A 26,484-nucleotide genomic window follows, 5' to 3' on the forward strand; every position below is an offset into this window, starting at 1 on the left:
TCCTTATCGTTATGTCATGCACTCACGAGAATACCCTGCTCCGCAAAGGCCGCCCGTAAGCGGCGTGCAAACTGCAGCGCATGCTCACCATCACCGTGTAAACACACCGTATCCGCCTGGACTCTGGCCGTTGAACCATCAATTGCCTTTACCGACCCCTCACATACCATCGCCAGCGTTTGCGCCAGCGCCTGTGATTCATCGGTAATAAGCGCACCGGGCAGTGAACGGGGAACCAGGCTGCCATCCGGCTGGTACCCTCTGTCAGCAAAAACTTCCTGACGGGTGGTTAACCCCAGCCGCTGTCCGGCGCGAATAAGCTCGCTCCCCGCCAGCCCCACCAGGATGAGCTGCGGGTTGCAGTCCCGCACCGCGCGGGCAATGGCATCCGCGAGAGCCGGATCTTTGGCCGCCTGATTGTAGAGCATGCCGTGGGGTTTCACATGGCGCAGCACGCCCTGCTGGGAACGCACAATCGCCTCCAGCGCGCCCGTTTGATAGAGCGTCTGGGCATACACCGTCTCAGGAGGGAGATCCATTGCCGTGCGGCCAAAATTATCCCTGTCAGGAAAACTGGGATGTGCCCCTATCGCCACGCCGTGCTTAATCGCATTACGCACGCTGACCAGCATGGTTTGCGCGTCACCCGCGTGAAACCCGCAGGCAATATTGACCGAAGAGACCAGCGTCATCAGTTCAGCATCGGCACTTCCGCCCTCACCCAGATCGGCGTTTAAATCAATCTTTGCCATCGAGCCTCCATGCCAGTTGTTCCAGATAACGCTGCTGATCCTGGCGTGCCTTCAGCGCCTCCTCCAGCGAACATTGCACAAAATGAATCGGCTGTCCGAGAGGAATTTGCGCCAGATGGTAGCGATCTGCTTCAATGATGCAGGCAATACGCGGGTATCCCCCCGTGGTTTGCGCATCGTTCATCAGTACGATCGGCTGACCGTTACCCGGCACCTGAATGACACCAGGTAATAAACCGTGTGAGAGCAATTCCCGATCTGTCGTACGGGTCAATGGCTGCCCCTGCAGGCGGTATCCCATACGGTTACTTTGCGGGCTGATCTTCCACGGCGAACGCCAGAACGTCTCCTGAGCGACTTCATCGAACTCCTGATATTCCGGCCCCGGTAAGGCTCGGATTTGGTTGGTCCATAACAGCTGTTTTACCCCCTGGGCCGTCGAGAAGTGGCGCATTGAGGGGTTAACCGCCAGACGATCGCCGTCACGCAGCAGGCGCCCTTCATGACCGCCAATGCCGGCTTTCTGATCGGTGCTGGATGAACCCAGCACCTCTGGCACATCAATCCCTCCTGCGACCGCAAGATAGCTTCGCACGCCGTGCACAGGACGTTTGAGGGTCAGACGCTGCCCGGCTTTCGCTCGCAGCCGCCAGCCTGTCCAGACCGCTTTGCCATCCAGCTCGGCGTCACAGGCGGCCCCGGTTAAGGCAAACCAGGTCTCCTCGCCGAATTCAATCACACACTGGCCAAGCGTAATTTCGAGTGCCGCCGTGCTGCCAGGGTTGCCCACCAGCACGTTAGCAATCTCCAGCGCAGGCCTGTCCAGCGCACCACAGTAGCTCACGCCCGACTGGCGCATGCCAAAGCGGCCGGCATCCTGTACGGACGTGTAAAGCCCGGCGCGAATCAGCGTTAACATACCCCCTCCTTCTGCGGGATAAAGCGCAGGGTATCGCCGGGACGAAGGAGTATGGGAACCTCCTGCCCTGGTTCAAATAACGGCCTGGACGTATGCCCGATAAGCTGCCAGCCCCCCGGTGACGTCAGAGGATAAATGCCGGTCTGCTCACCCCCGATAGCCACCGTGCCCGCCGGCACGCTCAGGCGGGGTTCGGCGCGACGCGGCGTATGCAATTGCGGTGAGAGCCCCCCCAGATAGGGGAAGCCCGGCTGGAAACCTAAGAACCAGACCACGTAATCAACGCAGGCGTGCAATTCAACCACCTGCTTTTCCGTTAATCCGCAGTGTTCCGCCACCACGCCAAGATCGGGTCCATGCTCGCCGCCATACACCACCGGGATCTCAATTGTCCGGGAATCCGGCTCCAGCGCCTCGCTCTCTTCCCACCAGCGCTGCAAACGTTCAATAGCATCCAGCGCCAGCGTATGCGGATTACGCAGCACCACGGTGATGTTATTCATACCCGGAATCGCTTCAACCACTTCAGGCACATCGGCCAGGCGCTGCGTTAGCCGCCAGATACGCTTTTGCGTGGCAAGGGTCACTGGCGGTTCCAGCTCCAGAACCACTGCCGTTTCCCCCAGAAGATAACAACGCGCTCGCTGCACTCAGATACCTCTCATCAGGCCGGGTTAGGGATATCAATAAACGTGACATCCAGATCGGTATTTTCGGTCAGCCATTCACTGAGGGCGCGAATTCCGCCACGCTCGGTGGCATGGTGACCTGCCGCATAAAAATGCAGACCTTGCTCACGCGCCGAATGGACGGTCTGCTCGGACACTTCTCCAGTGATGAAGGCGTCGACACCAAAGCGTGCCGCGCTATCAATAAAGCCCTGACCACCACCAGTACACCAGGCAACCCGCTTCACCGTATCCGGACCGGTGTCACCGCACCAGAGCGGACGGCGTCCCAGACGCGCTTCAATCCAGGAAGCCAGCTCCAGGCCGGGCACCGGCATGGCCAGATCTCCCCAAGGCACCAGCGGCTCAATTTCACCCATTACGGTAATCCCCAACAGCTGCGCGAGCTGTACGTTATTGCCCAGCTCCGGGTGCGCATCCAGCGGCAGATGGTAACCGTACAGGTTGATATCATTTGCCAGCAGCGTTTTCAGGCGGTTTCGCTTCATACCGCGAATGATCGGTGCTTCGTTTTTCCAAAAATAACCGTGATGGACAATAACGGCATCCGCTTCCTGACGGACAGCTTCGTCCAGCAGCGCCTGGCTTGCCGTCACGCCAGTGATAATTTTCTGCACCGTTTCGCGTCCTTCAACCTGGAGGCCGTTCGGGCCGTAATCGCTGAAGGAGGCGCTGTTCAGTTTTTCGTTAATCAGGCTTTCCAGTTCGCTGTTTTTCATCATCACTCTCTTAAGCTTTGCGGGCGGCCTCGTACGCCGCCAGCGTGGCGACACGCGCCTGTTTATGGTCAACAATCGGACGGGGATAATCGAGCTTCACGCCCTGTTTATCCGCCCATGCCCACGGGTCGTGGATCGCTTTTGCAGGGACACTGCTCAGCGCGGGCAACCAGCGGCGGATAAACTCGCCGTCTGCATCAAATTTTTGTCCCTGCGTGGCAGGATTAAAAATACGGAAATAGGGCGCGGCGTCGGTTCCGGTGGACGCCGCCCACTGCCAGCCGCCGTTATTCGCCGCCAGATCGCCATCGATCAGCTGAGAAATAAAATACCGCTCCCCGACACGCCAGTCGATAAGCAGATCCTTCACCAGGAAGCTGGCGGTAATCATTCGCAGCCGGTTGTGCATCCATCCGGTTTCATTGAGCTGGCGCATCGCGGCATCAACAATCGGGAAGCCCGTTTCGCCTTTCTGCCAGGCCTGTAAGTGGCTCTCGTTGTGTTGCCATTTTACGTTATCAGTCCAGGGTATAAACGGTCGATGCTTACATAAATCAGGGTGATACGTCATCAAATGGCGATAAAATTCGCGCCAGATAAGTTCGTTAAGCCAGACGGAGCCGGGGCCCCCGTCCAGTGCCTGCGGTTGTTCCGCCAGAAGACGATGCAGACACTGGCGCGGAGAGAGCACGCCCAGCGCCAGACAGGCCGATAAACGGCTGGTGCCCTCAGTCGCGGGAAAATCCCTATGCGCGTCGTAATCGCCTGCCCCCGCTTTACAAAACTGGCGCAGCTTCGCGATAGCGTTTTTTTCGGTAGCCGGGAACAGAGTCTCATCAAACGCCTGTTGCGGATAGTCAAACTCCCGCTCGGGTATCTCCGTTATGGCCTCTCCCCTCACGGTGGGTGCAGCCACGCATTCCGGCAGCGCCTCCTTCAGTCTTTTAATGAAGGCATTTTTAAACGGCGTAAAGACTTTATACATCTCGTGGTTGCCGGTCATGACACTGCCCGGCGGCAGCATGACGCTGTCATCAAAACCCTGACACTCTACATCCTGCAGGATTTTCTCCAGCTGACGATCCCGCTGACGTTCATTGAATTCGTACTGATAGTTGTAAAAAAGGTGGGTGACATCGTACTGCTCACAGATTGCCTGCACGGCCTGGCATTGTGCGGAGAAGTCACTGACCTCTTTATAAATGAGCGGGATCCCTTTTTCGGCAAGCGAACACTGCAAACCATTCAGATGTGAGCTGAGGTAAGCCGCCTGGCGTGGTGCCATAGCATGCTGCTGCCACTGCCCGGGGGTGGCGATAAACACCGCCAGCACGCGGGCTTCCGGGGAGCGGCAGGCAGCCGCAAGGGCGAGATTGTCATGTACGCGCAGGTCCGCGCGAAACCAAACCAGATGGGTGGGCATAAAACTCCTGGCAATTATCCATTATGTCCATAAGGCCATGCCACTAAAGAGAAAATGCGGCTGGCTTTTATCTACTTTGCCATGAAGTGTAGACGCGATGAAATAAAAAAGGCCGCCCGGTGCGGCCTTAACGCTACGTATCTTGCGCCATCATGGTAAAAGCAATAGACACTGTCGGTTCATCACGTCTTACCACGAGTACGCTGGTGACAATGAACGCAATGCAAAAAGAGCGTTTCATCATGCGGTCCCTGCTGCTAACCGCTCCACCGTTCACCACCGGTGATAAGTCGGTGGACACACGCTCTGACGATAGCCCAAAAACGGCCCAACGGACCGCGGATCCTGAGGGATAAAAAAAACCGCCACATTGCTGTAGGCGGTTTTTTTATTGCTGTGTGTCGTCTTCGTATCAGTAAAAATCGCAGGTCGCTTTCTCGGCCTGATCCATCCACACCGGCTTCTCGCTGGTTTTGGCCCAGACGCGGTGCAAATAGCTATAAAAACGTGCGCGGTCTTTCCAGAAGAGCATCACCGGCAGGGCCAGCACGCCAGCCACTACGGCGAAAGTGCGACGCATGAAAACGATATGAGCCGGATACGCTTTATAAAGATCCATATTTTCTCCCCTATAGTTGGCCGGAAACATGCTCCGGAAAATTTGAAATCTGTGATCTGGCTAAAATAATACCGCTTTGTTTGTAATTTTACTACTCATCAGACCAGTTATTTTCATCCATTTAGTGAATATTTACATTTCCGCCGTAAGTAAGTTACAAAAAAGTTAACGATTTACTTACCAATAGTTAAATTGTGCCTTTTCCATTTTTATACTTTTTTTACACCCACCCTGCCGATTTTTGCGAAATCTTTGCGCCATAAATCCTACCGTTAACACAAATACAAATGTCACTCGGAGGTGGATTGTGAGTGCAGGTCTGATTACCGGCATCGTGCTGGTGTTCCTGTTATTGGGTTATCTGGTATACGCCCTGATTAATGCGGAGGCCTTCTGATGGCTGCTCAGGCGTTTTTACTTATAGCCAGCTTTTTACTGGTCTTATTGGTGCTTGCCAGACCGCTGGGAACGGGGCTCGCGCGGCTGATCAACAACGTGTCCTTACCGGGTACGGGAAGTATCGAAAAAGGGATCTGGCGCGTACTGGGAATACGCGATCAGGAGATGAACTGGCGTCAGTATCTGGTCGCTATTCTGCTGCTGAATATCGTTGGGCTGGTCGCGCTCTTTGTCATGCTGATGTTGCAGGGTAGCCTGCCGCTGAACCCGCAACAGTTACCGGGCCTGTCCTGGCATCTTGCGCTTAATACGGCCGTCAGCTTTGTCACCAATACCAACTGGCAATCCTACGCCGGCGAAACCACGCTGAGCTACTTCAGCCAGATGGTGGGATTAACCGTACAAAATTTCCTCTCAGCAGCCAGCGGCATCGCGGTTGTCTTCGCGCTGACGCGTGCGTTTGCACGTCAGAATATGGGTACGCTGGGCAATGCCTGGGTTGATCTCACGCGCATTACTCTGTGGGTCTTACTTCCGATTGCTCTGCTCATCGCGCTGTTCTTTATTCAGCAAGGTACGCTGCAAAACCTGCTGCCTTACGCGCCTTATACCTCGCTTGAAGGGGCAAAACAGCTTCTGCCGATGGGGCCTGTGGCCTCACAGGAAGCCATTAAGATGCTCGGTACGAATGGTGGCGGTTTCTTCAATGCCAACTCATCGCATCCGTTTGAAAACCCAACGGCACTGACCAACGCTGTGCAAATGCTGGCGATCTTCCTGATCCCCGCAGCGCTGTGCTTTGCTTTTGGCGATGTGGTGAACGATCGTCGTCAGGGTCGCACCCTGCTCTGGACCATGTCGCTCATCTTTGTCGTCTGTGTTGCGCTGGTGATGTGGGCCGAATGGCAAGGTAACCCGCATTTCCTGACGCTGGGCGCTGACGGCACCATGAATATGGAAGGGAAAGAGAGCCGCTTTGGCATTCTCGCCAGTAGCCTTTATGCCGTGGTCACGACGGCGGCATCCTGCGGGGCGGTCAATGCTATGCACGACTCCTTCACGGCACTGGGCGGCATGATCCCGATGTGGCTGATGCAGATCGGTGAAGTGGTATTCGGCGGCGTAGGCTCGGGTCTTTACGGCATGCTGCTGTTTGTTCTGCTGGCGGTGTTCATTGCGGGTCTGATGATTGGTCGCACCCCGGAATATCTGGGCAAAAAAATCGATGTCCGTGAGATGAAGTTAACCGCGCTGGCGATTCTGGTCACCCCCGCCCTCGTGCTGGCTGGTACCGCACTGGCACTGATGACGGAGGCCGGACGCAGCGGCATCTTCAACCCTGGCATCCACGGCTTTAGCGAAGTGCTTTATGCCGTCTCTTCTGCTTCTAACAATAACGGTAGTGCCTTCGCAGGCTTAAGCGCTAACTCACCGTTCTGGAACTGTCTGCTGGCGTTCTGCATGTTCGTGGGTCGTTTCGGGGTCATTGTGCCGGTGCTGGCGATTGCCGGGTCGCTGGTGAGCAAAAAAATTCAACCGACCACCAGCGGGACGTTGCCGACCCACGGCGCGCTGTTTATCGGACTGCTGACCGGTACCGTGCTGCTGGTCAGCGCCCTGACCTTTATCCCCGCCCTCGCGTTAGGCCCGGTCGCGGAATACCTCTCTTTACGCTGATTTTGCGGAGAATTTGTCATGAGTCGTAAACAAATGGCCCTGTTCGAACCGTCGTTAGTTCGACAGGCCCTCATGGATGCGGTGAAAAAGTTGAGCCCGCGCGTGCAGTGGCACAACCCGGTGATGTTTATCGTCTGGATAGGGAGTTTACTCACCACCGCGCTGGCGATTGCCATGGGAACGGGTCATCTGCAGGGGAATGCGATGTTCACCGGCGCTATCAGCCTGTGGCTGTGGTTCACCGTACTGTTTGCCAACTTTGCGGAAGCGCTGGCGGAAGGCCGCAGCAAAGCGCAGGCCAATAGCCTCAAAGGGGTGAAAAAGACCGCTTTTGCGCGCAAATTACGCGAACCGAAATACGGTGCCCAGATGGACCATGTCCCGGCAGATGAACTGCGTAAAGGTGACGTGGTGCTGGTCGAAGCCGGGGACATTATCCCCTGCGACGGTGAAGTCATCGAAGGCGGCGCGTCGGTAGATGAAAGTGCCATCACCGGGGAATCCGCTCCCGTCATACGTGAATCCGGGGGTGATTTCGCCTCCGTAACGGGCGGGACACGCATTCTCTCCGACTGGCTGGTGATCCAGTGTAGCGTCAACCCGGGTGAAACCTTCCTTGACCGTATGATTGCCATGGTGGAAGGCGCGCAGCGTCGTAAAACACCAAACGAAATTGCCCTGACCATCCTGCTGGTGGCGCTGACGATTGTCTTTCTGCTGGCAACCGCCACGTTGTGGCCATTCTCCGCTTACGGCGGTACCGCGGTCACCACCACCGTTCTGGTGGCGCTGCTGGTCTGCCTGATCCCGACCACCATCGGGGGGCTGCTGTCGGCCATCGGCGTGGCCGGTATGAGCCGTATGCTGGGCGCGAACGTCATCGCTACCAGCGGACGTGCGGTCGAAGCCGCAGGGGATGTGGACGTTCTGCTGCTGGATAAAACCGGGACAATTACCCTCGGTAACCGCCAGGCGTCAGAGTTCTTACCTGCCCCCGGCGTGGATGAAAAAACGCTGGCGGATGCGGCGCAACTCTCTTCCCTCGCCGATGAAACGCCGGAAGGCCGCAGTATCGTGATCCTCGCCAAGCAGCGCTTTAACCTGCGCCAGCGCGACGTTCAGAGTCTCCATGCGACTTTCGTTCCCTTCACGGCACAAACCCGAATGAGCGGCATCAACATTCAGGACCGCATGATCCGTAAAGGCTCCGTCGACGCAATTCGTCGCCACATTGAAGCCAATAATGGTCATTTCCCACCAGAAGTGGACAACCTGGTCGAGAGCGTGGCACGTCAGGGCGCGACGCCGCTGGTGGTGGCTGAAGGGGCACATGTGCTGGGGGTGATTTCGCTGAAGGATATCGTAAAAGGCGGGATCAAAGAGCGCTTTGCCCAGCTGCGGAAAATGGGGATCAAAACGGTGATGATCACCGGGGACAACCGTCTGACCGCCGCCGCGATTGCTGCCGAAGCGGGCGTGGATGATTTTCTCTCGGAGGCAACGCCTGAAGCCAAGCTGGCGTTAATTCGTCAGTATCAGGCGGAAGGCCGCCTGGTGGCGATGACGGGTGATGGCACCAACGATGCCCCAGCCCTTGCGCAGGCCGACGTGGCGGTGGCCATGAACTCCGGTACCCAGGCGGCGAAAGAGGCGGGCAACATGGTCGACCTCGACTCGAACCCGACCAAGCTGATTGAAGTTGTGCACATCGGTAAGCAGATGCTGATGACGCGCGGTTCACTGACAACGTTCAGTATCGCCAACGACGTCGCAAAATACTTTGCCATCATTCCCGCGGCGTTTGCAGCCACCTATCCGCAGCTTAATGCGCTGAACGTGATGCATCTGCACTCGCCAGCATCAGCCATTCTCAGTGCGGTTATTTTTAACGCCCTGATTATTGTCTTCCTGATCCCGCTGGCGCTCAAAGGGGTGAGCTATAAACCGCTGACCGCGGCCGCCATGCTGCGCCGCAACCTGTGGATTTACGGGCTGGGTGGGCTGATTGTCCCCTTCATCGGTATCAAGGTTATCGACCTGCTGTTGACGCTGTTTGGGCTGGTTTAAAAGGTGAATCAAATGACGATGTTACGTCCCGCTATACTTCTGTTTATTCTGTTGTCGCTTATTACCGGCGGGCTTTATCCGCTGGTGACCACCGCGCTGGGCCAGTGGTGGTTTAAGGATCAGGCCAACGGCTCGCTGATCGTGCAAAACGGTGAAAACCGCGGTTCGCGTCTGATTGGACAGAATTTTACCGACGCCCGTTACTTCCAGGGACGCCCTTCCGCCACTGCCGAAAGCCCGTATAATCCGATGGCATCCGGTGGCAGTAACCTGGCCGGCAGCAACCCGGAGCTGGATAAAGCCATTGCCGAACGTGTAGCCGCCCTGCGCGCCGCAAATCCACAGGCCAGCCGGGAGGTGCCTGTGGAGCTGGTGACGGCCTCTGCGAGCGGGCTGGACTACAGCCTGACGCCGAAGGCGGTGGCATGGCAGATCCCCCGCGTCGCGGCGGCCCGTCAGCTGACGGTCGAACAGGTGAGCAAGCTGGTCGCAGAGCATACGCAAAAACCGCTGGTCAGCTTCATCGGCATGCCCGTGGTGAATATTGTTGAGCTGAATCTGGCGCTGGACGCGCTAAGGAAAAACTAAATGACCGACGAGCCCATGCGCCCGGATCCGGACAGGCTGCTCGAACAGACGGCTGAAGCCCATCGCGGCAAACTGAAAATCTTCTTCGGCGCCTGTGCTGGCGTCGGGAAAACCTTCGCCATGCTGACAGAAGCCCAGCGGCTTCGGGCGCAGGGGCTCGATATTCTTATCGGCGTGGTGGAAACCCACGGCCGGAAAGAGACGGCAGCACTGTTGAAGGGGCTGGCGACACAGCCGCCTCGCCGTATCAGCCATCGTGGGCGTCTGGTCACGGAGTTCGATCTCGACGCCGCCCTCGCCCGCAGGCCCGCGCTTATCCTGATGGACGAACTGGCACACAGTAATGCTTCAGGCTCGCGCCACCCCAAACGCTGGCAGGACGTTGAAGAGCTGCTTGAAGCAGGCATTGATGTTTTCACCACGGTAAATGTTCAGCATCTCGAAAGCCTGAACGACGTGGTCAGCGGCGTGACCGGGATTCAGGTTCGCGAAACCGTACCCGATCCCTTTTTCGACTCTGCGGACGAAGTGGTGCTGGTCGATCTGCCTCCAGACGATCTGCGCCAGCGACTGCATGAAGGAAAAGTCTATATTGCAGGTCAGGCCGAACGCGCCATCGAACATTTCTTTCGCAAAGGCAACCTGATAGCCCTGCGCGAGCTGGCCCTGCGTCGCACGGCGGATCGCGTGGACGATCAGATGCGCGCCTGGCGTGACCTGCAAGGGCAGGAGCGCGTCTGGCATACGCGGGATGCCATTCTGCTGTGTGTGGGTCACGGCAGCGGCAATGAAAAGCTCGTCCGCACCGCAGCGCGCCTGGCGGCCAAGTTTGGCAGCGTCTGGCATGCGGTCTATGTCGAGACGCCGCAGCTTCACGCGCTGCCTGAAAACCAGCGCCGCGCGATCTTAAGTTCGCTGCGTCTGGCACAGGAGCTGGGCGCAGAAACCGCCACTCTCTCCGATCCCCAGGAAGATAAAGCCATTCTGCGCTACGCGCGTGAGCACAACCTCGGGAAAATTGTCATTGGCCGTCGTCAGCATCGTCGCTGGTTTAGCCGCGAATCCTTTGCTGACAAACTGGCCCGGCGTGCTCCCGACCTCGATCTGGTGATTGTCGCACTGGATGACAAACCCACCCCTTTACCCAACCGCGCACCGGACAGCCGCACTTTTAATGATAAATGGCGAATTCAGATCCGCGGCTGTCTTGTCGCCGTCGTGCTCTGCGCGCTGATCACCGTGATTGCCAGCCACTGGCTGATTGCCTTCGACGCGGCCAATCTGGTGATGATCTACCTGCTCGGCGTGGTCGTGGTGGCGCTCTTTTACGGGCGCTGGCCCTCAGTACTGGCGACGTTCATCAACGTCATCAGCTTCGATCTGTTCTTTATCGCGCCCCGCGGAACGCTCGCCGTTTCGGATGTGCAGTACATTCTCACCTTTGCCGTGATGCTTACCGTTGGGCTGGTGATCGGTAATCTGACGGCGGGCGTACGCTATCAGGCCCGTATCGCCCGCTACCGCGAACAGCGCACACGGCATCTCTATGAGATGTCTAAATCGCTGGCGGTTGGCCGTACACCGCTGGATATTGTGCAGACCAGCGAGCAGTTTATCCGCTCGACCTTTCACGCCAGCAACCTGATTTTACTCCCGGACGAACACGGGAAACTGCGCCCGCTGACCTCGGCCTCAGGCATGACGCCCTGGGATGAAGCCATTGCGCGCTGGAGCTTTGATAAAGGACTTCCTGCGGGTGCAGGGACGGACACCCTGCCCGGCGTACCGTATCAAATTCTGCCGCTGCGCAGTGCCGATAAAAATCAGGGGCTGGTGATCGTTGAACCTTCGAATCTGCGCCAGCTGATGATCCCCGAACAGCAGCGATTGCTGGAGACATTTACCCTGCTGGTGGCAAGCGCGCTGGAACGGCTGGCGCTTACCGCCAGCGAAGAACAGGCCCGTCTGGCAAGCGAGCGCGAGAGCATTCGTAACTCATTGCTGGCCGCCCTCTCCCACGACCTTCGCACCCCACTCACCGTGCTGTTTGGCCAGTCAGAAATTTTGACGCTGGATTTGGCAGCGGAAGGCTCGAAACATGCGTTGCAGGCCAGCGAGATCCGCCAGCATGTGCTGAACACCACACGCCTGGTAAATAATCTGCTTGATATGGCGCGTATTCAGTCGGGCGGATTTAACCTCAAAAAAGAGTGGCTCACGCTCGAAGAGGTGGTGGGTAGCGCTTTGAAAATGCTGGAGCCGGGCCTCGGTGGGCGCCACATTGCGCTGAACATGCCCGAACCGCTGACGTTAATTCACGTTGATGGCCCGCTGTTTGAACGCGTGCTGATCAATCTGCTGGAAAATGCCGGCAAATACGCAGGAGCAAACGCCCGGATTGGGGTGGATGCCACGGTGGAAGATCACACGCTACGGCTTGACGTCTGGGATACCGGGCCGGGTATCCCTGCCGGACAGGAGTTCGCTATTTTCGAGAAATTTGCCCGCGGTAATAAAGAGTCGGCCATTCCCGGCGTGGGTCTGGGTCTGGCGATTTGCCAGGCGATTATTGACGTTCATGGCGGTACCATTTCGGCGGAGAATCGCCCGGAAGGCGGCGCACGTTTTTGTGTTAAACTTCCTCTGGAAGCCCCGCCAGAACTTAATGAATTACCAGAGGATTTGTGATCAACGTTCTGATTGTTGAAGATGAGATCGCCATTAGCCGGTTTCTGCGTGCTGCGCTGGAAGGCGATGGCCTGCGCGTTCATGACGCCGGCACGCTCCAGCGGGGTTTGATTGAAGCGGCCACGCGCAAACCTGAACTGGTGATCCTCGATCTCGGCCTGCCGGATGGCGACGGCATCGATTTTATTCGTGAGGTTCGACAGTGGAGTCAGATGCCCATTCTGGTGCTGTCAGCCCGTACCGAAGAGTCGGATAAAATCGCGGCGCTGGATGCCGGAGCGGATGACTATCTGATTAAGCCTTTTGGTATTGGCGAACTGCAGGCTCGCCTTCGTGTCGCGCTGCGTCGTCACAGCGCCACCACCCCTGCCGACCCAACATACACGTTTGGTGATATTCGGGTTGATCTGGCAGCACGGCGCATTGTTCGCGGTGAAGAGGAAATCCATCTCACCCCCATCGAGTTTCGGCTACTCGCCGTTTTGCTCAATAATCACGGTAAGGTACTCACCCAGCGCCAGCTATTGAGTCAGGTGTGGGGGCCAAACGCCGTGGAACATAGTCACTATTTACGCATATATATGGGACACCTTCGACAAAAACTGGAAGTTGACCCCGCGCGTCCTCGTCATTTATTAACTGAAACCGGTATCGGTTATCGGTTCATGCTTTGAATAACTATTCAGTTTATTTTTAAATAAACACCTACCCTCCTCTAAAATACGCGCGAAAATAATCTCCGGGTTATTTTTTGGTGTATTTATGTCCACTCAGAACATTCATAACACAATCCGTTAACGCAACATCAACATATCAGCATTTTGATCTGCGATATTCATCAAAAGCGAATATTTATTTCTGATTTGATCGGTTAACGGTGATCTGTTTCACAGTTAATCGCTTTTTCCAGGATAAAATGTCCATGCTTTCAATTACTGAAAGGAAATGAAACATGGAAAACAATAATCGTTTAATGCCCCATATAAGGCGGACAACTCATATCATGATGTTTGCCCACCGAAACTGTTTTGACTTTCATATCTTTAATGCCCGGTAGTCCTTCGACTTCTGGCGCACCCGCTTGCAGGTTATCCTGAAACACCCTATTTTACAGGCCTTTGCCTGTGAACCCGTGCGCTCATTCATCTTAATTCAGGCTCATCCGCGACCGGGCGGACTGAATTCTATTCAGCAAAAAACGCATTACTGATTTTTTTAATCAGCGGCCTCCTTTTGCTGTTTTCCGGCATATTATCGATTTCTTTTCTGCAAGAAATCGAGGGAATGTTATTACCTAAAATAAAGAGAGAAAGATGAAAAGTTTAAAAATTGCAGCCAGCCGCACCTGCCCTGATTGCTTTACCACTCACCGTGAACTGGTGGATATCAACGCCACAGATTATATTGATGTTGCCGCCATTGTTCTGGCCGTCAGCGATATTTTCACTGGTCGTATAGAAGAAATAGAAGCAACCGGATTTGGCATTCCTGTTTTTGTCGCGACGCATAAAGAAGAAATTATCCCGGCAGAGTATTTATCGCGGATCCACGGCGTATTCGAAGCATCAGACACCAGCAACGACTTCCACGGACGCCAACTGGAAGCGGCCGCGCAGAAGTATGAAACCCAACTGCGGCCGCCGTTTTTCCGGGCTCTGGTCGACTATGTCAAACAGGGTAACAGTGCCTTCGACTGTCCGGGTCACCAGGGCGGGCAATTCTTCCGCCGTCACCCTGCCGGCAATCAGTTTGTCGATTTCTTTGGCGAAACCCTTTTCCGCTCAGACCTGTGCAACGCCGACGTGGCGATGGGCGATCTGTTGATCCACGAAGGGGCACCCTGCATTGCGCAGCAGCATGCGGCGAAAGTCTTTAATGCCGATAAAACCTACTTCGTGCTGAACGGAACCTCATCGTCCAACAAAGTGGTGCTCAACGCCCTTCTCACTCCGGGCGACCTGGTCCTGTTCGATCGCAACAACCATAAATCCAACCATCACGGAGCACTTCTTCAGGCGGGCGCAACGCCGGTCTATCTGGAAACCGCACGTAACCCGTACGGCTTTATTGGCGGCATCGACGCCCACTGCTTCGAGGAGAATTATCTGCGTGAGCTGGTGTCCGAAGTGGCGCCGGGCCGTGCCCGCGACGCGCGTCCGTTCCGCCTGGCGGTGATCCAGCTGGGTACCTACGATGGCACCATCTATAACGCTCGCCAGGTCGTGGATAACATCGGCCATCTGTGCGACTACATCCTGTTTGACTCTGCCTGGGTGGGTTACGAGCAGTTTATACCGATGATGGCCGATTGCTCTCCGCTGCTGCTGGAGCTGAATGAAAACGATCCGGGGATCCTGGTCACCCAGTCAGTCCATAAACAGCAGGCCGGTTTCTCACAGACCTCGCAAATCCACAAGAAGGACAGCCACATCAAAGGCCAGCAGCGCTATGTTCCGCATAAGCGGCTGAATAACGCCTTCATGATGCACGCGTCCACCAGCCCGTTCTATCCGCTGTTTGCTGCACTGGATATCAACGCCCGCATGCATGAGGGACAGAGCGGTCGCAACATGTGGATGGACTGCGTGGTGACCGGTATCGAAGCCCGTAAGCTGATCCTGCAGAACTGCCAGTATCTTCGCCCATTCGTGCCGGAACTGGTTGATGGCCGTCCGTGGGAAAGCTGGGACACCGCTGAGATTGCCACGGACCTGCGCTTCTTCCACTTCGTGCCCGGTGAACACTGGCACGCCTTCGAAGGCTATGCCGAACATCAGTATTTTATCGATCCGTGCAAACTGCTGCTGACCACGCCGGGTATTAACGCCCGGACCGGTGAGTACGAGGATTTCGGCGTCCCCGCCACTATTCTCGCCAACTTCCTGCGTGAAAACGGCATCGTGCCGGAAAAATGCGATCTCAACTCCATCCTGTTCTTGCTCACGCCTGCCGAGGATATGGGCAAACTGCAGCAACTGGTCGCGCAACTGGTGCGCTTCGAAAAACTGCTCGAGACGGATGCCCCCCTCAAAGAGGTACTGCCTTCTGTCTGTAAACAGTATCCGGAGCGCTATGCAGATTACACCCTGCGCCAGATTTGCCAGGAAATGCATGAGCTGTACGCCCGCCACAATGTGAAGCAGCTGCAAAAAGAGATGTTCCGCAAGTCTCACTTCCCGCGCGTCATGATGAACCCGCAAGAGGCGAACTATGCCTACCTGCGGGGTGAGGTCGAGCTGGTCTCGCTGCGCGATGCGGAAGGTCGCATTGCCGCCGAAGGTGCCCTTCCTTATCCACCGGGGGTGTTGTGCGTTGTGCCGGGTGAAGTCTGGGGCGGTTCCGTGCTGCGCTACTTTGCTGCGCTGGAAGAGGGTATCAACCTTTTACCGGGCTTCGCGCCGGAACTGCAGGGCGTTTACGTTGAGGAGTGTGACGGTCGTAAGCAGGTTCGTTGTAACGTCATCAAACACGCTGCCGCTCAGCCATCGCTGCTGAAAGGAGAAAAATTATGAGCAAGTCCAATAAAATGGGCGTGGTGCAGCTGACCATTCTCACCATGGTAAACATGATGGGGTCCGGGATCATCATGCTGCCCACCAAGCTTGCGGAAGTAGGAACCATTTCGATTATCTCCTGGATGGTGACCGCAGTGGGGTCAATGGCACTGGCCTGGGCATTCGCCAAGTGCGGTATGTTCAGCCGCAAGCCCGGCGGGATGGGCGGCTACGCCGAATATGCCTTTGGCAAATCCGGTAACTTCATGGCCAACTACACCTACGGCGTCTCTTTGCTGATCGCTAACGTGGCGATTGCCATTTCCGCCGTGGGTTACGGTACGGAGCTATTCGGTGTGGCGCTGACCCCGGTGCAAATCGGGCTGGCCACCATCGGCGTGCTGTGGATCTGCACCGTGGCTAACTTTGGCGGCGCGCGTATTACCGGACAGATCAGCAGTATTACCGTCTGGGGGGTCATTATCCCGGTGGTTGGGCTGTGCATCATCGGCTGGTTCTGGTTTAGCCCCACGCTGTACGTCAACTCCTGGAACCCACACCATGTTCCGTTCTTCACCGCAGTGGGCTCTTCCATCGCCATGACGCTGTGGGCCTTCCTGGGGCTGGAATCTGCGTGTGCTAACGCCGAAGTGGTGGAAAACCCGGAGAAGAACGTACCGATTGCCGTGCTTGGCGGTACGCTGGGCGCTGCGGCCATTTACATTGTCTCAACCAACGTGATTGCAGGGATTGTACCGAACATGGATCTTGCCAGTTCCACGGCACCGTTCGGTCTGGCCTTTGCGCAGATGTTTACGCCGGGTGTCGGGAAAGTGATCATGGGGCTGATGGTGATGTCCTGCTGCGGCTCGCTCCTCGGCTGGCAGTTCACCATCGCTCAGGTCTTTAAATCATCCGCTGACGAAGGGTATTTTCCGAAAATCTTCTCCCGGGTCAGCAAAGCAGAGGCACCGGTTCAGGGCATGCTGGCGATTGTTATCTTCCAGAGTGGGTTATCTTTGATGACCATCAGCCCGTCGCTGAACAGCCAGTTCAACGTGCTGGTCAACCTGGCGGTAGTGACCAATATCATTCCGTATATTCTGTCGATGGCGGCGCTGGTCATCATTCAGAAGGTGGCGAAGGTGGACGCAGGCAAAGCGAGGGTGGCGAATATTGTGGCGCTGATTGGGGCAATTTACAGCTTCTATGCGCTCTACTCTTCCGGCCAGGAAGCCATGCTGTATGGTGCGATGGTGACCTTTATGGGCTGGACGCTGTACGGTCTGGTATCACCACGGTTTAATTGAAAAATAAACACAGTTAATGCAAAAGCAAAACGGCAACCCTGGGGTTGCCGTTTTGACTGCATCGTGAGGGCATCAGCCCACCGCGATTTACGCGTTTTTCAGCACTTCGCTGACAATCTCTACCGCTTCTTTCTCAATCAGCTTACGGTGTTCGTCACCGAGGAAGCTCTCACAATAGATTTTGTACGCATCTTCCGTACCGGATGGACGCGCGGCAAACCAGCCGTTTTCGGTCATCACTTTCAGACCACCGATAGAGGCACCGTTACCCGGGGCCGCCGTCAGACGGGCCGTGATAGGGTCTCCGGCCAGCGTGCTGGCACTGACCATCTCCGGAGAGAGTTTAGACAGCGCCTCTTTCTGCGCGGAGGTCGCGCCAGCCTGAATACGGTTATAGCTTGGCGCGCCAAAGCGTGCCGCCAGCTCGTTATAGTGTTCCTGCGGATTTTTACCGGTGACAGCGGTGATTTCCGCCGCCAGCAGGCACATGATGATCCCGTCTTTATCGGTAGACCATGGCGTGCCGTCGAAACGCAGGAAGGATGCGCCCGCGCTCTCTTCACCGCCAAAACCGAAGCTGCCGTCGTGCAGACCGTCAACAAACCATTTGAAGCCTACCGGTACTTCCACCAGCTTACGGCCCAGCGCCTCAACCACGCGGTCAATCATCGCCGAGGAGACCAGCGTTTTACCTACAGCCACCTCTTTGCCCCACTGTGGACGATGCTGGAACAGGTAGTTGATGGCAACCGCAAGATAATGGTTCGGGTTCATCAGCCCTGCCGGGGTGACAATACCGTGGCGGTCATAATCCGGGTCGTTGGCAAACGCCAGGTCGAATTTATCACGCAGCGCCAGCAGGCCCGCCATCGCGCACTCGGAAGAGCAGTCCATACGGATGGCGCCGTCTTTATCCAGGTGCATAAAGCGGAAGGTCTGATCAACGTGATCGTTAACGATGGTCAGGTTCAGCTTGTAATGCTCTGCGATGCGTTTCCAGTATTCGATACCGGAGCCGCCGAGAGGGTCAACGCCCAGCTTCAGACCGGCTTTCTGGATGGCCGCCATATCGACGATATCCGCCAGACCTTCCACAAATGGCTGTACCAGATCCTGCTCTTTTACATGGCCGGACGCCATGGCCGCATCCAGAGAGAGGCGTTTCACCCCTTTCAGGCCATCCGCCAGCAGCGCATTGGCACGATCTTCAACCACTTTCGTGACGTTCGTGTCTGCCGGTCCACCGTTAGGCGGGTTGTATTTGATCCCACCGTCTTCTGGCGGGTTGTGTGATGGAGTGATCACAATCCCGTCAGCCAGCGCGCCGCCTTTTTTGTTGTGGACAAGGATCGCGTTAGAGACCGCAGGGGTCGGCGTGAAGCCGTTATTTTCCTGAACAATGACGTCAACGCCATTCGCCGTCAGCACTTCCAGCACGGAAATGAACGCCGGTTCAGACAGAGCATGGGTATCTTTTCCCACATAGCACGGACCGGTAACGCCGTTTTTAGCGCGCTCTTCCGCGATGGCCTGAGCAATAGCCAGAATGTGCGGTTCGTTAAAGCTATGGCGCGCCGCGCTACCGCGGTGGCCAGATGTACCAAACTTCACTGCGTGTTCTGCGTTGCCCACGACCGGTTTCAGCACGTAATACTGCGCGGTCAGCTGAGCGACGTTAATCAAATCGCTTTGTTGTGCAGGTTGGCCTGCACGGCTGTGATTTGCCATTACCGGGTCCTTCTGATGCAAGGGTTAAATTGTACCGCAAACCTTTTCAATCAATTCCGCCGGGAACTGCATGGACTGCATGATGTGTTCAACCATGCTGCACTTGCGGCCCGTATTGGTATTGGTGATGACCCAGTACGGTGTGCCCGGGACATGTTTAGGTTTGGTTTGGTTGCCATTTTGCAGCAGCGTTTGCTCGTCGCCTGCGAAATAGACGCGGGTACGACCGTGCAGCGACTCGGTCGCTTCAGCAAACGCTTTGTTATCCAGTGAATAGAGTGTAGACAGCACCAGCATGAAGCGGTTAACCGCTTTTTTCTGCTCGGCGTACTCATCAGAGAGCAGCAACTCGCGCATCGCACGTACTTTGTCTTTCACTTGCGCGACGGCAGGTTTTGCTTGTGCAACAACGTTTTGTTGAGACACGACATCTTTAGTGACTGGGGTAGCAGGCTGTGAGGCGGCGGAAATTTTAAGCATGCGCCGTAAAATGTCGGACGCACTCTCCCCGATATGCCGCGTCTGGCTGGCAATATACTGATAGAGTTCGTCATCAACTTCGATTGTTTTCATCTTAATCCAGTGCGATATCTTATCTGAATACAAGTCGTTGGGATTATAAAGTTAAATTCCAACAGCGGATAGCGTCAAACCAGGTTGGCGGCAAAAGTCAGATTAAACTGGAACCTTGCAGCCGGGCGGCAGAATGGTCAACATGATACCCTAACCTGACATACGTAAAAAAAGAACTTTGCCATGAAATTGAATACCCGAGCGCAAACTGCACAATCGCCGAACAATAATTCTCCCATCGTACTGGTTCACGGGCTTTTTGGCAGCCTGGATAACCTGGGGGTGCTGGCGCGCGATCTGGTTACCGATCACGATATTCTGCAGGTCGATATGCGAAATCACGGTCTTTCCGGGCGTTCAGAGGAGATGACCTACGCGGCAATGGCCCAGGATCTGCTCGATACGCTTGATGCCAACCATCTTCAGAAGGTGACGCTCATCGGGCATTCTATGGGTGGCAAGGCGGTAATGGCCCTGACGGCGCTGGCACCGGACAGAATCAACGGTCTGGTCGTGATCGACGTTGCCCCGGTGGATTACGACGTGCGCCGTCATGACGACATTTTTGCTGCCATCAATGCGGTGACAGAGGCTGGGGTTTCAACCCGCCAACAGGCCACAGCCGTCATGCGCGAACATCTTAATGAAGAAGGCGTTATTCAGTTTCTGCTGAAGTCGTTTGTCGACGGCCAGTGGCGTTTCAACGTGCCGGTACTCTGGGCGCAGTACAACAACATCGTCGGCTGGGATACGGTGCCCGCCTGGCAACACCCTACCCTCTTTATTCGCGGCGGTAACTCCCCTTATGTCACTGACGCCTACCGCGACACCTTGCTGGCGCAATTCCCGCAGGCGCGCGCCCATGTCATCGCCGGTGCCGGACACTGGGTTCACGCGGAAAAACCTGACGCCGTGTTACGCGCCATCCGCCGCTATCTCTCTGATACTGCGAATTGATTAAAAAGAGAGCGACTGGAAGGTTGCGGGCTTCCAGTCGTTGGCGTGCCGTTTTTGGTGATGTATGATGGCGCGCTCATCGCCCGGGCAATAGCAGGGCGGCTTGTTTCCCCCGAAGTCTCAGAATCATGGCCAAAGAACAAACGGACCGTACGACACTAGATCTGTTCGCGAATGAGCGTCGACCGGGACGACCGAAAACGAATCCGCTTTCGCGCGATGAACAGCTGCGTATTAATAAACGCAACCAGCTTAAACGCGATAAAAATCGTGGGCTTAAGCGTGTCGAACTGAAGCTCAATGCCGACGCCGTCGATGCGCTTAACGAACTGGCTGAAGCGCGTAATATCAGCCGTAGCGAGCTCATTGAAGAGATGTTGATCGCCCAGCTTGAGACGTTGCGCCGCCAGGCATAAGTCTGAAAATCCCCTTTCTTACCCTTTTCATGTAGCACAGAGTGCAGTCCTGCGCGATAGCTGTTTCCGCGGGGTTGCCAGTTCTGCTATTATTGCCCTTATCCGTGGACAAATTGCGCCACCATACCATTAAGTTTCAAGAGGTTATTTTACTCATGGCAATCATCGGCATTTTCTTCGGCAGTGATACCGGCAATACCGAAAATATCGCAAAAAACATTCAAAAACAGCTCGGTAAAGACGTTGCCGATGTGCATGACATCGCCAAGAGCAGCAAAGAAGATCTCGAAGGCTATGACATCCTGTTGCTGGGTATCCCAACCTGGTACTACGGTGAAGCCCAGTGTGACTGGGATGATTTCTTCCCGACGCTGGAAGAAGTGGACTTCAACGGCAAGCTGGTCGCCCTGTTTGGCTGCGGCGATCAGGAAGACTACGCTGAGTACTTCTGTGACGCGCTGGGCACTATCCGCGATATCATTGAACCGAATGGTGCAGTTATCGTAGGCCACTGGCCGACTGCAGGTTATCACTTTGAAGCGTCTAAAGGCCTGGCCGATGACGACCACTTCGTGGGTCTGGCGATCGACGAAGACCGTCAGCCAGAACTGACCGCAGAGCGCGTTGAGAAGTGGGTGAAGCAGATCCGCGAAGAACTGCACCTGGACGATATTCTTAACGCCTGATTGTTATTGTGGCGCAACCCCGGTTGCGCCCAGGAACCGGGTCAAACGATTAAATTAATCGCTACAATCTTTTAACTTTTTCGCCCAGACCTGTACAATGTCTCCCAGGTAAAATGGGGTGCCATTGAGTAAGTTTGTCGGTGATACCACGTTTTTATAAGCATACTTTGCCTGAGACTTGCAGTTTTCATTTAGCCATGGCAGTTCTATAATGAGACGCATTATTCCAGGTGCATTTTCTGTCACTTCCTCCAGAAGTGAATCGTTTAGCAACAGGACAGATTCCGCATGACTGACAACAATACCGCATTAAAGAAGGCTGGCCTGAAAGTTACGCTTCCTCGGTTAAAAATCCTTGAAGTGCTTCAGGGTCCAGACAATCACCATGTCAGTGCGGAAGACCTTTACAAGCGTCTTATCGACATGGGTGAAGAGATTGGGCTGGCAACCGTCTATCGCGTGCTGAACCAGTTTGATGACGCGGGCATTGTTACCCGTCATAATTTCGAAGGCGGTAAATCTGTATTCGAACTGACCCAGCAGCACCACCACGATCACCTGATCTGCCTGGATTGTGGCAAGGTCATTGAATTTAGCGATGATTCCATCGAAGCACGTCAGCGTGAAATCGCTGCTCGTCATGGTATCCGCCTGACCAACCATAGCCTGTATCTGTATGGTCACTGTGCTGAAGGTGATTGCCGCGAAGACGATCACGCACACGACGCCAAATAAGTCGAACTTTCATACTCTGAGCCAGCCGCAAGGTTGGCTTTTTTTTGCCTGTCACCCGGCGAAAAAAAGCCCGGCAAGCACAGCGCCACCGGGCCTTAACACGCTTAATTAATTTCCGTTGTTACTGCGTATTTCCTTCCAGATCTGGTCGCAACGCTTCGCCACTTCCTGATCGTTACCGGTTTTACGCGCCTGAATGCAGGCCTGATAGTCCATCACGCGAACATTTTCCTGCGTCGCAAACTGCTCATGCGCCTTCTCTTTCTTCAGCACATTCAGCACGCTCTGGCAGGCTTCAATTTTCTCCGGTGAGCCTTCAGCGGTGTTAATGCAGGCGCTGTAAGCCTCCTTCAGGCGAGAATCTTCTTTCGGTGCCGGGTCCTGGGCGCAAGCCACCAGCCCCGAGGCCAGCAACGCGACGATTACCATTTTTTTCATCATGTGCAGTCTCCATTCCGGCGGGACGGAACCCGCCGGAGCGTTCATCAGAAGATAGTGAATGGTGCGATAACCATGAATTTCACGTCACGTTCATCCTGGAAGATGTTGCCGTAACCGCCCGCGTAGCTTGGAATATCAGAGTGGTTGTCATACTGCGTGAAGTGCAGCTTGAACATCGTGCCTTTCGCACGTCCATCCTGCACGGTATAGATGGCATCCAGGCTGTAAGAGGACTCTTTCAGACGGTAGTTCGGATCGTAGTACGCATCCGGTGTGGCCATGTCGCCCGGTTTGGCGTCCCAGGCATACGCGTAGGAGGCGCCCACCGCCCAGCCCGGCAGGTTCCAGTTTTTCAGGTCATACATTGCGCCGAAGAAGACCGCTTTTTCGCCGTCGGCGTTGAAGTCAGAGCGGTTATCCCACCAGATATCCAGACGACCGTTGGAAGATGCGTAAGTCGGGGTCATACGCTGCAGGAAGTAGCCCTGCTGCCCTTCCGCCTTCACCCATGTTCCTTCCAGACGCAAATCCACCTGACCCACTTTATAGCCAAAGGTTAGCGCCTGCAGCCAGGCCGTGCCGTCATAAATATCGTTGACGCCACCATCGCTGACTTTGTCTCGCGTGCCGTAGAACTGGTAACTGGTACTCAACGGACTCCCTGCGATATCAAACTTGTAGCTGGCTTTGGCAAAATACTGATCGATATAACCTTCAGCCTGACCAAAAGCGGCTTCTAACACGAGGTCGTTTTTAAAATCGTACTTCGCACCCAGCGAGTGGAGGTAATCCACTTTGGTCTTTTTATCGTTCTGGTAAAACTTATCCATTTCGATATGCCACGGGGCTTTGTATTCGTTGGTCCACATATAGGAGAAACTCAACGCACCCGCATCACCGTAGTCAAAGTTAGCGCCAGCTTCAGCGCCCTGGTAAGTACCAGGCATAAAACTCCAGTGTGGCGCTAACAGGGTTTGGCCAGTTGGCTGAATATATCCGCCGCGCGCCCAGACTGGACCATATTTGAATTTTGCAGCGGCTTTATACAGACTGATACCGCTTTTATCGCCGGACCAGTCTTCTTTATAGGCCTTATTGCTGGACGAGAAGGCAATTTCGTTCGGGTGTCCGCTGTCGCCATTTTCCGCCATTTCAATTGCCGTGAATGCGGCAATATCCAGGCCGAACATATCGGCGGCATAGCCTGACTGGAAGTCGAGGTTGGCGTTCCAGGTAGAGTGAGAAAGGTTGGTTTTGTATTTGTCTTCGGTAACGTCTTTACGGTCACGTTCACGCTGCCAGTAATAAATACCGCCCGTGAGGGTAGAATCTTCGATGAAACCTGCTGCCTTAGCCTCTGGCGCAATCACCAGGCCTGACATTGCTGTCACACCGGCGATAGCCAGCGCCAGCGCACTACGTTTGCCACTGAACGTACGCATAGATTATTCCTCTTTGACGAATTAAAACGCCTGAACGGCGAAAAAGATAAAAGACCAAAAGGTCAGGGGTAGTCAGAAATACCCTCGAATTAACTACCGCCTTTAGGTTATTTTTCGCGACGCGAATTATCAATGCTTTTCCGTGGGCAAAAGTCAGGATTATGACGAAGTGCACATAATTCGTAGTGCTTTGTAACATTTAGCGGGAGACGAGATTTGGCGGGGCAAGTCATTAAATTTAAGTCAGTAATTGTGTAAATTACTGGTTATTTTCAGGCCTTCACTATTTTCAGAAATATACAAACTTTTTTTAGAAAAATAAGTAGCACCACATTGACCTGAATATTGCGCAGACATTATTTTTGCTCGCGCTTAACGATATGATCATTCAATAAAAAAACGCCGCATTACGCGGCGTTTGTCTCTCATTGACCAGAGCAGCGTTATTATTCGCCGACTTTAGTCCAGGTATCACGCAGACCAACGGTACGGTTAAACACCGGTTTTTCCGAGGTACTGTGACGGCTGTCGAGGCAGAAGTAGCCTTCACGTTCGAACTGGAACGCTTTGCCCGCTTCAGCGGCTTTCAGAGACGGCTCAGCATACCCCTGCTTGATGACCAGAGATTCCGGGTTGATTGTCGCCAGGAAGTCTTCTGCTGCACCTGGGTTAGGCACGCTGAACAGACGATCGTACAGGCGAATTTCAACCGGCAGCGCATGTGTTGCACTTACCCAGTGGATCACGCCTTTCACTTTGCGGCCATCTGCCGGATCTTTGCTCAGGGTTTCAGCGTCGTAAGAGCAGAAGATGGTGGTGATATTCCCTTCCGCATCTTTCTCAACACGCTCAGCTTTGATCACGTATGCGTTACGCAGACGCACCTCTTTACCCAGCACCAGACGCTTGTACTGCTTGTTCGCTTCTTCGCGGAAGTCAGCACGATCGATCCAGATTTCACCGCTGAACGGCACGTCACGGGTGCCCATTTCCGGTTTGTTCGGATGGTTAGGCATGGAGACCATTTCGCTCGCGCCCTGCGGGTAGTTTTCGATAACCAATTTAACCGGATCGATGACGGCCATTGCGCGCGGCGCGTTGTCGTTCAGATCTTCACGGATGCAGGATTCCAGAGAGGCGATCTCAATGGTGTTATCCTGCTTGGTCACGCCGATGCGCTTACAGAACTCGCGAATAGACGCGGCAGTATAACCACGGCGACGCAGACCCGAGATGGTTGGCATACGCGGATCGTCCCATCCCTCAACGTGCTTGTCTGTCACCAGCAGGTTCAGCTTACGCTTGGACATCACCGTGTATTCCAGATTCAGACGAGAGAATTCGTACTGACGCGGATGCACAGGGATCGTGATGTTATCCAGAACCCAGTCGTACAGACGGCGGTTATCCTGGAACTCCAGCGTACACAGGGAGTGCGTAATGCCTTCCAGCGCATCGCTGATGCAGTGGGTAAAGTCGTACATCGGGTAGATGCACCACTTGTTACCGGTCTGATGGTGTTCAGCGAACTTGATACGGTACAGAACCGGATCGCGCATCACGATGAACGGTGATGCCATGTCGATTTTGGCACGCAGGCACGCTTTACCTTCCTCGAAGCCACCCGCACGCATTTTTTCAAACAGCGCCAGGTTCTCTTCAACGCTGCGATCGCGGAACGGGCTGTTTTTACCCGGCGCGGTTAGCGTGCCGCGGTATTCGCGGATCTCTTCAGCAGACAGCTCGTCGACATACGCCAGACCTTTATTGATAAGCTCGACCGCATAGGCATACAGCTGATCAAAATAGTCAGAGGAGTAGCAGATATCGCCAGACCAGTTGAAGCCCAGCCATTGCACGTCATTCTTAATAGACTCAACGTATTCGATGTCTTCTTTTACTGGGTTGGTGTCATCGAAACGCAGGTTGCACTGTCCCTGGTAGTCTTGCGCGATGCCAAAGTTCAGGCAGATCGATTTTGCATGACCAATATGCAGGTAGCCGTTTGGCTCCGGCGGGAAACGGGTATGAACTGTGGTGTGCTTACCACTGGCCAGATCTTCATCGATGATCTGACGAATAAAGTTACTCGGGCGGGCTTCAGCCTCACTCATCGTGGATTCCTCAAAGCGTAAACAACGTATAACGGCATATGATCTTAT

At 55.0% G+C, this 26,484-nt stretch carries 23 protein-coding genes and 1 pseudogene; 13 read left to right on the forward strand and 11 right to left on the reverse strand.

Going from position 1 to position 26,484, the window contains the following annotated elements:
• Window positions 1-14 precede the first annotated feature (14 nt).
• The 6 genes from pxpA to L466_RS05340 all read right to left on the reverse strand — a co-directional run bounded on the left by pxpA (window position 15) and on the right by L466_RS05340 (window position 5,121).
• Window positions 15-752 (reverse strand): 5-oxoprolinase subunit PxpA, encoded by a 738-nt coding sequence (gene pxpA / locus L466_RS05365; protein ID WP_020884969.1) that lies wholly within the window; start codon window positions 750-752, stop codon window positions 15-17.
• Window positions 739-1,671: a 5-oxoprolinase subunit PxpC gene (pxpC, locus tag L466_RS05360; protein ID WP_032681410.1), complete on the reverse strand. Its 933-nt coding sequence runs from the start codon at window positions 1,669-1,671 to the stop codon at window positions 739-741. Before pxpC ends, pxpA begins: the two co-directional genes overlap by 14 nt.
• Window positions 1,665-2,321 carry a 5-oxoprolinase subunit PxpB gene (gene pxpB / locus L466_RS05355; RefSeq protein ID WP_014169163.1) on the reverse strand — a complete coding sequence of 219 codons (657 nt, stop codon included), beginning with the start codon at window positions 2,319-2,321 and terminating at the stop codon, window positions 1,665-1,667. Before pxpB ends, pxpC begins: the two co-directional genes overlap by 7 nt.
• Before the next feature lie 14 nt (window positions 2,322-2,335).
• Window positions 2,336-3,079 (reverse strand): type 2 GTP cyclohydrolase I, encoded by a 744-nt coding sequence (locus L466_RS05350; protein WP_032681411.1) that lies wholly within the window; start codon window positions 3,077-3,079, stop codon window positions 2,336-2,338.
• Between the two features lie 10 nt (window positions 3,080-3,089).
• The gene (gene phrB, locus L466_RS05345; protein ID WP_032681412.1) at window positions 3,090-4,502 is read right to left on the reverse strand and encodes a deoxyribodipyrimidine photo-lyase; all 1,413 of its coding nucleotides are present in this window, start codon (window positions 4,500-4,502) and stop codon (window positions 3,090-3,092) included.
• 412 nt (window positions 4,503-4,914) lie between these two features.
• A complete protein-coding gene (locus tag L466_RS05340; protein WP_014883027.1) occupies window positions 4,915-5,121 on the reverse strand; it encodes a YbfA family protein in 207 nt (68 codons plus the stop codon).
• 307 nt (window positions 5,122-5,428) lie between these two features.
• Between L466_RS05340 and kdpF the strand changes: the two genes are divergently transcribed.
• The 9 genes and pseudogenes from kdpF (at window position 5,429) to potE (ending at window position 17,361) form a co-directional block, all read left to right on the forward strand.
• On the forward strand, window positions 5,429-5,518 hold the full coding sequence (gene kdpF / locus L466_RS23310) for a K(+)-transporting ATPase subunit F (protein ID WP_015386886.1): 90 nt from the start codon (window positions 5,429-5,431) through the stop codon (window positions 5,516-5,518).
• Window positions 5,518-7,197 (forward strand): potassium-transporting ATPase subunit KdpA, encoded by a 1,680-nt coding sequence (kdpA, locus tag L466_RS05335; protein ID WP_032681413.1) that lies wholly within the window; start codon window positions 5,518-5,520, stop codon window positions 7,195-7,197. The genes kdpF and kdpA overlap by 1 nt, the downstream gene beginning before the upstream one ends.
• Window positions 7,198-7,215: 18 nt before the next feature.
• The gene (gene kdpB / locus L466_RS05330) at window positions 7,216-9,264 is read left to right on the forward strand and encodes a potassium-transporting ATPase subunit KdpB (RefSeq protein ID WP_014169157.1); all 2,049 of its coding nucleotides are present in this window, start codon (window positions 7,216-7,218) and stop codon (window positions 9,262-9,264) included.
• Between the two features lie 12 nt (window positions 9,265-9,276).
• Complete coding sequence (kdpC, locus tag L466_RS05325) at window positions 9,277-9,852, forward strand: potassium-transporting ATPase subunit KdpC (RefSeq protein WP_025204660.1); 576 nt, start codon at window positions 9,277-9,279, stop codon at window positions 9,850-9,852.
• Window positions 9,853-12,540 (forward strand): two-component system sensor histidine kinase KdpD, encoded by a 2,688-nt coding sequence (kdpD, locus tag L466_RS05320; protein ID WP_014169155.1) that lies wholly within the window; start codon window positions 9,853-9,855, stop codon window positions 12,538-12,540. It begins immediately after the preceding gene.
• Window positions 12,537-13,214, forward strand: a complete 678-nt coding sequence (kdpE, locus tag L466_RS05315) for a two-component system response regulator KdpE (protein WP_032681414.1) — start codon at window positions 12,537-12,539, stop codon at window positions 13,212-13,214. Before kdpD ends, kdpE begins: the two co-directional genes overlap by 4 nt.
• A 278-nt stretch (window positions 13,215-13,492) precedes the next feature.
• Complete coding sequence (gene speFL / locus L466_RS23735) at window positions 13,493-13,597, forward strand: leader peptide SpeFL (protein WP_106503839.1); 105 nt, start codon at window positions 13,493-13,495, stop codon at window positions 13,595-13,597.
• Between the two features lie 256 nt (window positions 13,598-13,853).
• Window positions 13,854-16,052 carry an ornithine decarboxylase SpeF gene (speF, locus tag L466_RS05310; RefSeq protein ID WP_032681415.1) on the forward strand — a complete coding sequence of 733 codons (2,199 nt, stop codon included), beginning with the start codon at window positions 13,854-13,856 and terminating at the stop codon, window positions 16,050-16,052.
• Window positions 16,049-17,361: pseudogene (gene potE, locus L466_RS05305) on the forward strand (putrescine-ornithine antiporter). Before speF ends, potE begins: the two are co-directional and overlap by 4 nt.
• 70 nt (window positions 17,362-17,431) lie before the next feature.
• On the opposite strand, the gene pgm reads toward potE, so the two are convergent.
• Both pgm and seqA read right to left on the reverse strand, forming a co-directional pair.
• Window positions 17,432-19,072: a phosphoglucomutase (alpha-D-glucose-1,6-bisphosphate-dependent) gene (pgm, locus tag L466_RS05300; protein WP_032681416.1), complete on the reverse strand. Its 1,641-nt coding sequence runs from the start codon at window positions 19,070-19,072 to the stop codon at window positions 17,432-17,434.
• Window positions 19,073-19,096: 24 nt separating this feature from the next.
• Window positions 19,097-19,645, reverse strand: coding sequence for a replication initiation negative regulator SeqA (gene seqA / locus L466_RS23740; protein WP_020884977.1), 549 nt, complete (start codon window positions 19,643-19,645; stop codon window positions 19,097-19,099).
• 183 nt (window positions 19,646-19,828) lie between these two features.
• Between seqA and ybfF the strand changes: the two genes are divergently transcribed.
• The 4 genes from ybfF to fur all read left to right on the forward strand — a co-directional run bounded on the left by ybfF (window position 19,829) and on the right by fur (window position 22,439).
• Window positions 19,829-20,602 (forward strand): esterase, encoded by a 774-nt coding sequence (ybfF, locus tag L466_RS05290; protein WP_014169149.1) that lies wholly within the window; start codon window positions 19,829-19,831, stop codon window positions 20,600-20,602.
• Between the two features lie 128 nt (window positions 20,603-20,730).
• On the forward strand, window positions 20,731-21,018 hold the full coding sequence (gene ybfE / locus L466_RS05285; RefSeq protein ID WP_014169148.1) for a LexA regulated protein: 288 nt from the start codon (window positions 20,731-20,733) through the stop codon (window positions 21,016-21,018).
• 155 nt (window positions 21,019-21,173) lie between these two features.
• The gene (gene fldA / locus L466_RS05280; protein WP_008501067.1) at window positions 21,174-21,704 is read left to right on the forward strand and encodes a flavodoxin FldA; all 531 of its coding nucleotides are present in this window, start codon (window positions 21,174-21,176) and stop codon (window positions 21,702-21,704) included.
• A gap of 288 nt (window positions 21,705-21,992) precedes the next feature.
• Window positions 21,993-22,439, forward strand: a complete 447-nt coding sequence (gene fur / locus L466_RS05275; RefSeq protein ID WP_032681417.1) for a ferric iron uptake transcriptional regulator — start codon at window positions 21,993-21,995, stop codon at window positions 22,437-22,439.
• Window positions 22,440-22,547: 108 nt separating this feature from the next.
• Here the strand turns inward: fur and chiQ are convergent, their stop codons facing one another.
• From chiQ to glnS, 3 genes are all read right to left on the reverse strand, one after another.
• A complete protein-coding gene (gene chiQ / locus L466_RS05270) occupies window positions 22,548-22,877 on the reverse strand; it encodes a ChiQ/YbfN family lipoprotein (RefSeq protein ID WP_025204664.1) in 330 nt (109 codons plus the stop codon).
• Between the two features lie 47 nt (window positions 22,878-22,924).
• Window positions 22,925-24,322 carry a chitoporin ChiP gene (gene chiP / locus L466_RS05265; RefSeq protein ID WP_020884980.1) on the reverse strand — a complete coding sequence of 466 codons (1,398 nt, stop codon included), beginning with the start codon at window positions 24,320-24,322 and terminating at the stop codon, window positions 22,925-22,927.
• Window positions 24,323-24,768: 446 nt separating this feature from the next.
• Window positions 24,769-26,436 carry a glutamine--tRNA ligase gene (gene glnS / locus L466_RS05260; protein ID WP_025204665.1) on the reverse strand — a complete coding sequence of 556 codons (1,668 nt, stop codon included), beginning with the start codon at window positions 26,434-26,436 and terminating at the stop codon, window positions 24,769-24,771.
• Window positions 26,437-26,484: the final 48 nt, after the last annotated feature.

This window comes from Enterobacter sp. BIDMC 30 (genome assembly GCF_000534355.1).
Lineage (GTDB): Bacteria > Pseudomonadota > Gammaproteobacteria > Enterobacterales > Enterobacteriaceae > Enterobacter > Enterobacter ludwigii.

What these genes read in the sequence shown, in the direction of transcription:
- pxpA (WP_020884969.1), bottom strand. Translation starts at nt 752, where the DNA reads ATGGCAAAGATTGATTTAAACGCCGATCTGGGTGAGGGCGGAAGTGCC.
- pxpC (WP_032681410.1), bottom strand. Translation starts at nt 1,671, where the DNA reads ATGTTAACGCTGATTCGCGCCGGGCTTTACACGTCCGTACAGGATGCC.
- L466_RS05350 (WP_032681411.1), bottom strand. Translation starts at nt 3,079, where the DNA reads ATGAAAAACAGCGAACTGGAAAGCCTGATTAACGAAAAACTGAACAGC.
- phrB (WP_032681412.1), bottom strand. Translation starts at nt 4,502, where the DNA reads ATGCCCACCCATCTGGTTTGGTTTCGCGCGGACCTGCGCGTACATGAC.
- L466_RS05340 (WP_014883027.1), bottom strand. Translation starts at nt 5,121, where the DNA reads ATGGATCTTTATAAAGCGTATCCGGCTCATATCGTTTTCATGCGTCGC.
- kdpA (WP_032681413.1), top strand. Translation starts at nt 5,518, where the DNA reads ATGGCTGCTCAGGCGTTTTTACTTATAGCCAGCTTTTTACTGGTCTTA.
- kdpB (WP_014169157.1), top strand. Translation starts at nt 7,216, where the DNA reads ATGAGTCGTAAACAAATGGCCCTGTTCGAACCGTCGTTAGTTCGACAG.
- kdpC (WP_025204660.1), top strand. Translation starts at nt 9,277, where the DNA reads ATGACGATGTTACGTCCCGCTATACTTCTGTTTATTCTGTTGTCGCTT.
- kdpD (WP_014169155.1), top strand. Translation starts at nt 9,853, where the DNA reads ATGACCGACGAGCCCATGCGCCCGGATCCGGACAGGCTGCTCGAACAG.
- speFL (WP_106503839.1), top strand. Translation starts at nt 13,493, where the DNA reads ATGGAAAACAATAATCGTTTAATGCCCCATATAAGGCGGACAACTCAT.
- speF (WP_032681415.1), top strand. Translation starts at nt 13,854, where the DNA reads ATGAAAAGTTTAAAAATTGCAGCCAGCCGCACCTGCCCTGATTGCTTT.
- pgm (WP_032681416.1), bottom strand. Translation starts at nt 19,072, where the DNA reads ATGGCAAATCACAGCCGTGCAGGCCAACCTGCACAACAAAGCGATTTG.
- seqA (WP_020884977.1), bottom strand. Translation starts at nt 19,645, where the DNA reads ATGAAAACAATCGAAGTTGATGACGAACTCTATCAGTATATTGCCAGC.
- ybfF (WP_014169149.1), top strand. Translation starts at nt 19,829, where the DNA reads ATGAAATTGAATACCCGAGCGCAAACTGCACAATCGCCGAACAATAAT.
- ybfE (WP_014169148.1), top strand. Translation starts at nt 20,731, where the DNA reads ATGGCCAAAGAACAAACGGACCGTACGACACTAGATCTGTTCGCGAAT.
- fldA (WP_008501067.1), top strand. Translation starts at nt 21,174, where the DNA reads ATGGCAATCATCGGCATTTTCTTCGGCAGTGATACCGGCAATACCGAA.
- fur (WP_032681417.1), top strand. Translation starts at nt 21,993, where the DNA reads ATGACTGACAACAATACCGCATTAAAGAAGGCTGGCCTGAAAGTTACG.
- chiQ (WP_025204664.1), bottom strand. Translation starts at nt 22,877, where the DNA reads ATGAAAAAAATGGTAATCGTCGCGTTGCTGGCCTCGGGGCTGGTGGCT.
- chiP (WP_020884980.1), bottom strand. Translation starts at nt 24,322, where the DNA reads ATGCGTACGTTCAGTGGCAAACGTAGTGCGCTGGCGCTGGCTATCGCC.
- glnS (WP_025204665.1), bottom strand. Translation starts at nt 26,436, where the DNA reads ATGAGTGAGGCTGAAGCCCGCCCGAGTAACTTTATTCGTCAGATCATC.